Raw genomic sequence first — 9343 nt, 5'->3', positions numbered from 1 at the left:
TTATGCCTTCGCTTAAATGATCCTCAATGATCTTTTCTTCTTTAATTTTGTTCATCGTTTACACTTTAATGTGTAAACCTATTTCAGGACAAGTCACAAGTTGCAAGTCACCAAATAACGGTGCCAATTGCTTGCCTTAAATTGCAAAACAACCGCAGCTTTTAAGTTTTTAATGCTGCTCGTTTTGCCTGCCCCGGAAACTATAATACAGATACCCTAAAGCAGGTAATATAAACAAGCTGCCCAGTAATAATGCAGTACCCAGCGTTTCGATAGTTTTCATATTGGCGTGGGTGCTTATTAATGATAAATTATGACCGTTTTTTTCCATTAAAAAGTTAGGAAAATGCGTAAAACCAACAGATAATAGTATCATACTTACCTGGAAAGCCGCAAAAATTCGGGGTAATTGGCGGTGTCCGCCGGCTACCACAATCCATAACAATACCAATGATGCAGAAGCCGCCATAACTGCAGACAGACTCACCACATTACCAAAAATCCATTGGGCCATGGGGATGCCGCTGGTCTCGGCGGCCACAAAAACTAATCCCCCACAAAAAACAGCTACCGCGTTAAGCACCTTAGCCTTGCGGATAAAGCGTTTCACCTCATTCTCTTCGGTAGCTTCGCCTACAAGGTAAATAGCCGCTAAAAATCCACATAAGGCAACTGTAAATAAACCCACCGCAATACTAAACCAGTTGCACCAACTATAAATGTAAGCAGTCATAAAATCGGTAGCTTCAAAATCAATTTTCCGCGAAATGGCGCTGCCTGCAATGATGCCCAAAAACAGGGGCGTTAAAAAGCTGGAGTACACAAATATGCTGTTGTAAAGCGCCTGTGTACGCTCACCCTTAATGGCATCGTAGTTTCTAAACGTAAAGGCGGTGCCGCGGGCTATAATGCCTAAAAGCAGCGCCAATATGGGGATGTGTAGGTAAGTGCACATTTTACTGTAAATTTCCGGGAAACCCACAAATAATATCACCACGGCTATGATAACCCACATGTGGTTAGCCTCCCATATGGGCCCAATAGCCTGGTACATGGTTGCACGCGTGCGTTCCTTATTGCGGCGTGATGTAAAAAGCTCAATAATGCCCGCGCCAAAATCAGCACCACCCAGCAAGAAGTAAAGCAGGATAGCTAAGGCTAAGAAGATGATAACTACTGTTAGCATTTTAAGTTGATTAGTTATTTTTTTTGTCAGTGCTTCATGCCTGGCAACAATCGCTATTATTTATCATAAAGCTCCGGTACCATTTTAATTTGCCGTTGCAGTAAAAATATAACGGCAAGGCTCAGCGTAAAATATATGAAGCTAAAAAGGTAAAAGGAGTACTGAATGCCCGGCATAGGAGTAACTGCATCGGCGGTGCGCATAACGTCCTGGATGATCCAGGGTTGGCGGCCAACTTCGGTCACTGTCCAACCTGCTTCAAGCGCGATAAAACCCAGCGGGGTGCCAAAAACATACAGCTTTAAAAACCAGCCTTTATTCAACCATTGGCGCATTTTAAGCGTAGCAATAAGGTAAAGCGCGCCCATTGCCATCATAATCATCCCCAAGCCTACCATTAATTGGAACGCGTAGTGTGTAATTGCTACGTTTGGTTGGTTTTTAAAAGGGATGGTATCTAAAGCCTTAACCTCCTGTTTAAAATTGTCATGCACTAAAAAGCTTAACATGCCCGGTATTTCAATACCGTAGTTTACTTTTTTAGCTACTGTATCAGGTATTCCACCAATAATTAAAGGCGCGTATTCCTGCGTATGAAAGTAAGCTTCCATGGCTGCCAGTTTAGCCGGCTGCCGTTTGGCAGCGTGCTTTGCAGATATATCGCCACTCAGCGGCTGCAAGATGGCAGCTATCGAACCAAAAATAATAGCGATCTTGAAAGATTTGGTATGAAAGAGAATGTTCTGCTTGCGGTAGATCATCAGCGCGTGGATACCCGCAACCGCAAAACCGGTGGCGGCGAATGCAGCAATTGTCATGTGCAGCGACTCTGAGAACCAGGCGTCGTTAAACATGGCCTTTACAGGATCTATGTTGGTGTATTTGCCATTGATATAATCAAAGCCCGAAGGGCTGTTCATCCAGGCATTAGCCGACACTACCAATATCCCTGATAGAATACCGCTTACACCCACCAATACGCCTGTGAACCAGTGAAACCATTTGTTAAACCTGTTCCAGCCGTATAGAAAGAAACCCAGCGCTATTGCCTCAATAAAAAAGGCGATACCTTCTAACGAAAAGGGCATTCCAAATATTGGGCCTGCATGCTCCATAAATTTAGGCCATAGCAAACCCAACTCAAACGAAAGCATGGTGCCCGATACCGCGCCGGTGGCAAAGAATATTGCCACGCCCTTGCTCCAGGCCTGGGTGATGTTTTTATAAACCGGATTTTTGGTTTTGATATATTTATAATGCGATATGGCCATAAATACTGGCATAACCATACCAATACAAGAATAAATAATATGAAAGCCCAGTGATAGGGCCATTTGCGATCTGGCAGCTAAAAAATCGTCCATGTTATGTTGTGATAAACCCGAATGCTCAAAGATAAATGCTTATAGCTAAAGGATACTTGAATACCTGTGGATTAATTTAATACATAACGTTTTTAAATTGCTGGCTAATTTGGGTGATTTGGCGTTTGTGGTGTAGCTTTGCTAATTTTGGAATTTTAAGATTGAATTGGCTATTAGGCCGTCACAAATTACCCCGCTCGACAAATTTATTTCCAACCCCAAAACTTTATTTAATTGATTACCTTTAGTATATAAACCAATAAAAATCTTTATGAATTCACGTCGCAAATTTCTGCAGAAGGTAGGGCTGTCGGCAGTTGCCTTGCAATTGGCATCAGTTAAAACATGGGCTAATGGTAATGCAGCACCACATGATGTTTACGATGGCCCGGTATTGCGCGTGGCCATTATGGGTTTAGGCGGTTATGGTACCCGTGTTGCAGGTGCCATGCAATATTGTACTAAAGCTAAACTGGTAGGCGCCATAAGCGGCACCCCCAAAAAGTTAACCAATTGGCAGGATAGTTTTGCCATACCCGCTAAAAACTGTTACAACTATCAAACCTTTGATGAGGTAAAAAACAACCCCGATATTGATGCTATATACATAACAACCCCAAACGCGCTGCACCATGACCAGGCGCTGCGGATAGCCAAAGCAGGTAAGCATGTAATTTGCGAAAAGCCTATGGCGCTCAATGCTAAACAAGGGCAAGAGATGGTTGATGCCTGTAATAAGGCAGGGGTGAAGCTACTGGTAGGCTACCGTATGCACTTTGAGCCAAAAACATTAGAGGTTATACGGATGCGTAAGGCTGGCGATTTTGGCAAGATCAGGTTCTTTCAGGGCTTGTGCGGATTTAATATTGGCGACCCAAAGCAATGGCGGCTAAACAAAGAGCTGGCCGGCGGCGGTTCCTTGATGGATATCGGTATATATGCCATCAATGGCGCGCGATACATGGTAGGCGAGGACCCAATATGGGTAACTGCCCAGGAAACCAAAACAGACCCTATTAGATTTAAAGAGGGTGTCGATGAGACCATCCAATTTCAATTTGGGTTCCCTAGCGGCGCTGTTGCGTCATGTCTGTCTACCTATACTATGAATAACCTCGATAAGTTTTTCCTTGACGGCGACAGGGGCTGGGCCGAAATGTTACCATCAACGGGTTATGGGCCAATAAAAGGGCGTACCCATAAAGGGGAGCTTACCCAGCCTGTAACCACCCATCAAACCGTACAGATGGACGAATTTTCTGAAATTATACTAAACGGCAAACAGCCAATTGTCCCGGTAGATGGCAATGAGGCGGTAAGAGATTTGAAAATAATTGATGCGATATACTTGGCAGTAAAAACCGGTAAAAAAGTTGAACTGAAACTCGTATAGCTAATAAGCAGTATAACAATGTCGTAGTAACGTGCGTTTAATAGTTACCATCTATTAAAACACTTATGATACTATTTGCATACGCTGGCAACATGAACGTGGACAAGTTTGCAAAGACCGTTCCGTCTGCCAAAAAAATTGGTGTTGCTAAATTGCCCGGCTATAATTTGGTGTTTAACAGCAACGGTGAAGACGAGTCGGCGAAAGCTAATGTCGTAAAATCTTATGAACCCGACGCCATGGTTTGGGGCGTATTGATTGAACTGGATGATGAAGAGCGCGGCGATTTTTATGACCCCACCTGGAGCAGTAACTTTAAACTTGAAACCGTGTTATGTTTTGACAGTTTTGACAATATGTACCATGCCGAAGTTTTTGTAACACAGCCGCATGCGCTTACCACTCACTTATTGCCCTATGATTGGTATCATACTAAAATATTGAAGCTGGCTACAGACGCGGGGCTGCCCGAAGCTTATATCACCCAAATAAAGCTGATGCCCTGCAAGGTTGACCCCGATGAGGATAGAAAACAACGGCGACTCAACAGTTTATAAATAAAAATGCCTCCCGGTTTTCGGAAGGCATTTTTATTACGATTTTATGCTTGGTTCGTCCATTGCAGCGTTGCCTTGCTTTTTGGCTTTAGCTTTCCTGGTTTCTTTTAGTTTGGCGTAGCTTTTTTGCTGATCAGCCGTCAATACGCTGTTGATCTTTTCTTCGGATGTTTGAGCCAATGCCTTCAAAGCTTTTCTGTTAGCCTTTTTATCGGCGTTATTGGCTTTTAGGCTATCAACTTTGCCCGCTCTGGCGGTTAATATGTTTGTGATCTTTTCAGACTGGCTGGCATCAAGCTTTAAATTTTTCTCTAATGCCTTCATCTGATGGTTCACCCGCTTCTCTGGCGATTTATCTAGTAGCTGTGCGTTTGCAAATAAAGCTGACCCGGTCAGTAAACCTGCTATTAATAGTAATTTTTTCATGTCGTTTAAAATTGTATCAGTAAGAGTAAATATACAAGGTAAGGTTTAATAAGGGCACAAAAAAAGGTCCCGGCAGTATTACCGGGACCTTATACTTATTTATAATAGCTGTTTATATAAACTTGCTATCAACCAATACCTGGTTCATTGCACGTACCGCGTCAGCGCTTTTATTAAAGGTAGCTTGTTCGTCGGCAGATATTTTGTAATCAACTATTTTTTCCCAACCGTTTTTACCTAATACCACAGGAACAACCAATGAGATATCGCTTTGGCCGTATTCGCCCTCAAGAGCCACACCGCATGATAACAGTTTTTTCTGATCGCGAACAATAGCTTCAACCATAAACGCGGTACCAGCACCCGGTGCATACCATGCAGACGTGCCGATTAAACCGGTTAAAGTAGCACCGCCAACCATAGTAGCTTTAACAATTTTGTCTTGCTGCTCTTCGCTTAAAAACTGTGTAACTGGGGTGCTGTTCCAGGTTGCGTGTTTAATTAACGGAATCATGGTGGTATCACCGTGGCCGCCAATTACTACAGCGTTCAAATCAGCCGGCGAGCAGCCTAATTCCTGGCTCAGGTAATATTTAAAACGGGCTGAATCTAACGCGCCACCCATACCTAAAATACGATTTTTAGGTAAGCCCGAAGTTTTCAGTGTTAAGTAGTTCATAGTATCCATTGGGTTTGATACCACAATGATGATGGTGTTTGGCGAGTATTTTAAAACGTTTTCTGTAACGCTCTTTACAATACCGGCGTTGGTGCCAATCAATTCCTCGCGGGTCATACCCGGTTTACGTGGCAGGCCCGATGTGATAACAACAACTTCCGAGTCGGCAGTTGCAGCATAGTCGTTAGTGACACCTTTAATTTTAGTGTCAAACTCTAACAGGGCAGAGGTTTGCATCATGTCGATAGCCTTACCTTCGGCAAAACCCTCGCGGATGTCTAATAAAATTAGCTCTTCGGCCAGTTCTTTTCTTGCGATGTTGTCCGCACATGTAGCGCCAACTGCTCCGGCACCAATTACTGTAATTTTCATAGCGTTGATTTATAGGTTATGATACCCGTTATACCAAGGTATTGCCTGCATCATAATAAATTGATAATTAGAAAGATTAATTGTGCGCAATTTTAATAAAAAATGCCTAAAGTTTAGGCATAATTGTCACTTTTAGCTGAATATTAGAAAACGGCGACATCTGTTTTCCCTTTTGTAATAATTTTATCTGCCCGGTTAAATAATTACGAATTTGGTATTTCTACTGTCGGATAATTGTCTCGAATTTACAAAAAGGCCAATAAATGGCGTTTTTACTACCCTTTTTTGAATTATTTATGTTTGTTAAAAGATTTTATTGTGACAATTTGAACTTTTTTCAACTTTTTTTGACAAATTTTATAGAAAATAGAAATGTTATTATAAATTTGCTACCATATTAGTAGTTAACAAGCTAAAAAGTATAATCCAAATCAAACAATATAAATTTAAGTTAAAACATGGCAACTAAACTCGAGTACATCTGGCTTGATGGTTACAAACCGACACAAAGCCTGCGTAGCAAAACAAAAATTGTAAAATCATTTAGCGGTAAAGTTGAAGATCTTGAGAACTGGAGCTTTGACGGTTCATCTACCGAGCAGGCACCAGGTGGTTCATCAGATTGTATCTTAAAACCAGTTTTTACTTGCCCTGATCCGGGAAGAAAAGACGCATTCTTAGTAATGTGCGAAGTTTTAGATTCTAAAGGTCAGCCACATGAGTCAAACGGCCGTGCGCTTATTGAGGATGATGATAACGATTTTTGGTTTGGTTTTGAGCAAGAATATTTCCTTTGGGACCCTGCTACCAACAAACCACTAGGTTTCCCGCAAGTAGGTTGGCCTGCACCACAAGGCCCTTACTACTGTTCAGTGGGTGCTAACAATGCATATGGTCGCGAAATTGTTGAAGAGCACTTAGACGTATGTTTAGAGGCTGGCTTAAATGTTGAAGGTATCAACGCGGAGGTTGCTGCCGGTCAGTGGGAATTCCAGATCTTCGCTAAAGGCGCTAAAGAAGCTGGTGACCAGATTTGGGTTGCGCGTTATTTACTAGAAAGAATAGGCGAGAAATACGGAATCTCAATTAACTGGCATTGCAAACCGTTAGGTACATTAGACTGGAACGGTTCTGGTATGCACGCTAACTTCTCAAACACATTATTGCGTACTGCTAACAGCGAAGAGAAATTTAAAGCTGTTTGCGAGTCTTTCCGTCCAGCTGTTGCTGAGTGTATTGCTGTATATGGTGCTGACAACGATCAACGTTTAACAGGTAAACACGAAACTGCTTCAATCCACGACTTTAGCTATGGGGTATCAGATCGTGGTGCTTCTATCCGTATCCCACTTTACGTTGTAGATCACCAATGGAGTGGTTATTTAGAAGATCGTCGCCCTAACTCGGCTGCCGATCCATATAAAGTAGCTGCAGTGATCATCAAAACTGTAAAAACTGCTGTAGTTTAATTTCAGCTAAACAGATATAATTTAATAGCGATGGGTAATCCCATCGCTATTTTTGTTTCAGGTAGGTTTGATAATCTCCACCCTTAATCTCCACCAAACCATCAACTGGCAGATTATATAAATAAATCCAGCAATCAACGATACCTGCGGTGGTTTTTACAGGTAAAAGCTCACGGATATATAAATTTGGCTGATCCTGATCGGCACCATAGCCTTCATAATTGTCAAGAATTACCAAGGCGTTAAAGGACGTTAACTGGTATATGTCTCCTTTTATTTCGTAATCCTGGGTTGTGCCGGTTGTAGCGCCAGGATACTCTCCAATGTCATATAGTCTCCCTATAAATTTCCCGGCGCCGTGAAACTTAGCGTTGCTTTTTAAATAGCGGGCAAATTCGTTGTCGGTGTTTAGTAATGTGCCGTACACAAACAAAAGGTCATTTATCATATTTATCGTATAAATTTTAGGTTAGGTTGCCTATCTTGCTTAATATTGAAATGAAATTACCTACACCCATGAACGAACATCAAATTACTGCATATCTTCAAGAAAACAATATACAAAAGGTAAAATTTGCCTTCGCAGATATCGACGGTGTATTGCGCGGAAAGATCATTCACACTAAAAAGTTTTTAGACGGATTAAAAAGTGGTTATGGTTTTTGCGATGTGGTTTTTGGCTGGGATAGCAGCGATGTTGTTTATGACGATGTTAAACTTACCGGCTGGCACACAGGTTACCCGGATAAAGCCTGCCATATTGATTTATCAACGTTCCGCACTGTGCCATGGCAGGATGATATTCCATTTTTTATAGGAGATTTTAGCGATGCCGACGGCAAGGGGCTTTCTGCCTGCCCACGTAGCTTACTTAAGCGCATTACTAAAGAATGCGAAGATTTAGGTTATCACCCCGAGTTTGCGCAGGAGTTTGAATGGTTCAATTTCCGTGAAACGCCGCAGAGCCTGCAGGATAAAAGCTTTACCAACCTGGAGCCGCTTACACCGGGGATGTTTGGGTATTCTATACTACGTACCTCAGAGAACGCTGATTTTTGCGATCGTTTAGTAGATCAACTGGCAGAGTTTAATGTGCCTTTAGAAGGTTTCCATACAGAAACAGGTCCGGGTGTATATGAAGGCGCTATTATGCACAGTCATGTTTTAGAGGCTGCCGACCGTGCCGCGTTATTTAAAACCGCTGTTAAAGAGATAGCTTATCAGCATGGTATTATGGCCAGCTTTATGGCTAAATGGAACGAGAGCCTGCCTGGTTGCGGCGGCCACGTACACCAAAGCCTCTGGAGCAAAGATCAGACGGAAAATCTATTCCATAATGATGCCGACCAGCTTAAAATGAGCGAGTTGCATAAACAATACCTTGCGGGCCAAATGTATTGCCTGCCGCATATTTTACCAATGTATGCGCCTACCATTAATAGCTTTAAACGTTTGGTTGAGGGTGCCTGGGCGCCAACGACCATTACCTGGGCGGTAGAGAACCGTACAACTGCGTTCAGGGTGATCAATTCGTCGAAAGGATATACCCGTTTAGAAACACGCATCCCGGGCGCTGATACTAATCCATATTTGGTTATGGCGGCGGCTTTAGCTTCTGGCCTTTATGGTATTAAGCACAAATTGAGCCTTGATGTGCCGCCGACTACAGGCAATGGTTATCTAAATATGGCCAATGGCAGCATCAGGCCTAATTTGTTTGAGGCAGCTATGGATATGAAAAATTCGACAGTGGCTAAAGAGTTATTTGGCGATGATTTTGTTGACCACTTTACGCAAACCCGTTTGTGGGAGTGCAAGCAATTTGCCAAAAGTGTGACCGATTGGGAGCTTAAACGATACTTTGAGATAATTTAAAACTGTTATCCCGTATAAATGC

The 9343-nt window shown here is 42.5% G+C and carries 9 protein-coding genes; 4 read left to right on the top strand and 5 right to left on the bottom strand.

What is annotated here, in order from left to right; genetic code table 11:
* Nucleotides 1-169 precede the first annotated feature (169 nt).
* Together ACFSYC_RS16765 and ACFSYC_RS16760 are read right to left on the bottom strand one after the other, a co-directional pair.
* Nucleotides 170-1186, bottom strand: a complete 1017-nt coding sequence (locus tag ACFSYC_RS16765) for a cytochrome d ubiquinol oxidase subunit II (protein ID WP_377129912.1) — start codon at nucleotides 1184-1186, stop codon at nucleotides 170-172.
* Nucleotides 1187-1242: 56 nt separating this feature from the next.
* Entirely contained in the window at nucleotides 1243-2550 is a 1308-nt protein-coding gene (locus tag ACFSYC_RS16760; protein ID WP_377129911.1) for a cytochrome ubiquinol oxidase subunit I, read from the bottom strand.
* Between the two features lie 271 nt (nucleotides 2551-2821).
* On the opposite strand from ACFSYC_RS16760, the gene ACFSYC_RS16755 reads away from it, so the two are divergent.
* Together ACFSYC_RS16755 and ACFSYC_RS16750 are read left to right on the top strand one after the other, a co-directional pair.
* Nucleotides 2822-3943 (top strand): Gfo/Idh/MocA family protein, encoded by a 1122-nt coding sequence (locus ACFSYC_RS16755; protein ID WP_377129909.1) that lies wholly within the window; start codon nucleotides 2822-2824, stop codon nucleotides 3941-3943.
* A 65-nt stretch (nucleotides 3944-4008) separates the two neighbouring features.
* A complete protein-coding gene (locus ACFSYC_RS16750; protein ID WP_377129907.1) occupies nucleotides 4009-4500 on the top strand; it encodes a gamma-glutamylcyclotransferase family protein in 492 nt (163 codons plus the stop codon).
* A 36-nt stretch (nucleotides 4501-4536) separates the two neighbouring features.
* Here the strand turns inward: ACFSYC_RS16750 and ACFSYC_RS16745 are convergent, their stop codons facing one another.
* Nucleotides 4537-4926, bottom strand: a complete 390-nt coding sequence (locus ACFSYC_RS16745; RefSeq protein ID WP_377129905.1) for a hypothetical protein — start codon at nucleotides 4924-4926, stop codon at nucleotides 4537-4539.
* Nucleotides 4927-5038: 112 nt separating this feature from the next.
* Nucleotides 5039-5977: a malate dehydrogenase gene (gene mdh / locus ACFSYC_RS16740; RefSeq protein WP_377129904.1), complete on the bottom strand. Its 939-nt coding sequence runs from the start codon at nucleotides 5975-5977 to the stop codon at nucleotides 5039-5041.
* A 458-nt stretch (nucleotides 5978-6435) separates the two neighbouring features.
* Between mdh and ACFSYC_RS16735 the strand changes: the two genes are divergently transcribed.
* Nucleotides 6436-7446 (top strand): glutamine synthetase beta-grasp domain-containing protein, encoded by a 1011-nt coding sequence (locus ACFSYC_RS16735; RefSeq protein ID WP_377129902.1) that lies wholly within the window; start codon nucleotides 6436-6438, stop codon nucleotides 7444-7446.
* 46 nt (nucleotides 7447-7492) lie between these two features.
* Here the strand turns inward: ACFSYC_RS16735 and ACFSYC_RS16730 are convergent, their stop codons facing one another.
* A complete protein-coding gene (locus ACFSYC_RS16730) occupies nucleotides 7493-7894 on the bottom strand; it encodes a gamma-glutamylcyclotransferase family protein (RefSeq protein ID WP_377129900.1) in 402 nt (133 codons plus the stop codon).
* 68 nt (nucleotides 7895-7962) lie between these two features.
* Here ACFSYC_RS16730 and ACFSYC_RS16725 point away from each other — a divergent pair, with 68 nt between their 5' ends.
* A complete protein-coding gene (locus tag ACFSYC_RS16725) occupies nucleotides 7963-9321 on the top strand; it encodes a glutamine synthetase family protein (RefSeq protein WP_377129898.1) in 1359 nt (452 codons plus the stop codon).
* The last annotated feature ends 22 nt before the right edge of the window (nucleotides 9322-9343 follow it).

Source organism: Mucilaginibacter antarcticus, from assembly GCF_042686155.1.
Classification (GTDB): Bacteria; Bacteroidota; Bacteroidia; order Sphingobacteriales; family Sphingobacteriaceae; genus Mucilaginibacter; species Mucilaginibacter antarcticus.
The sequence above is the reverse complement of the archived record's forward strand: the minus strand, read 5'-3'. Positions and strand labels throughout refer to the sequence as shown.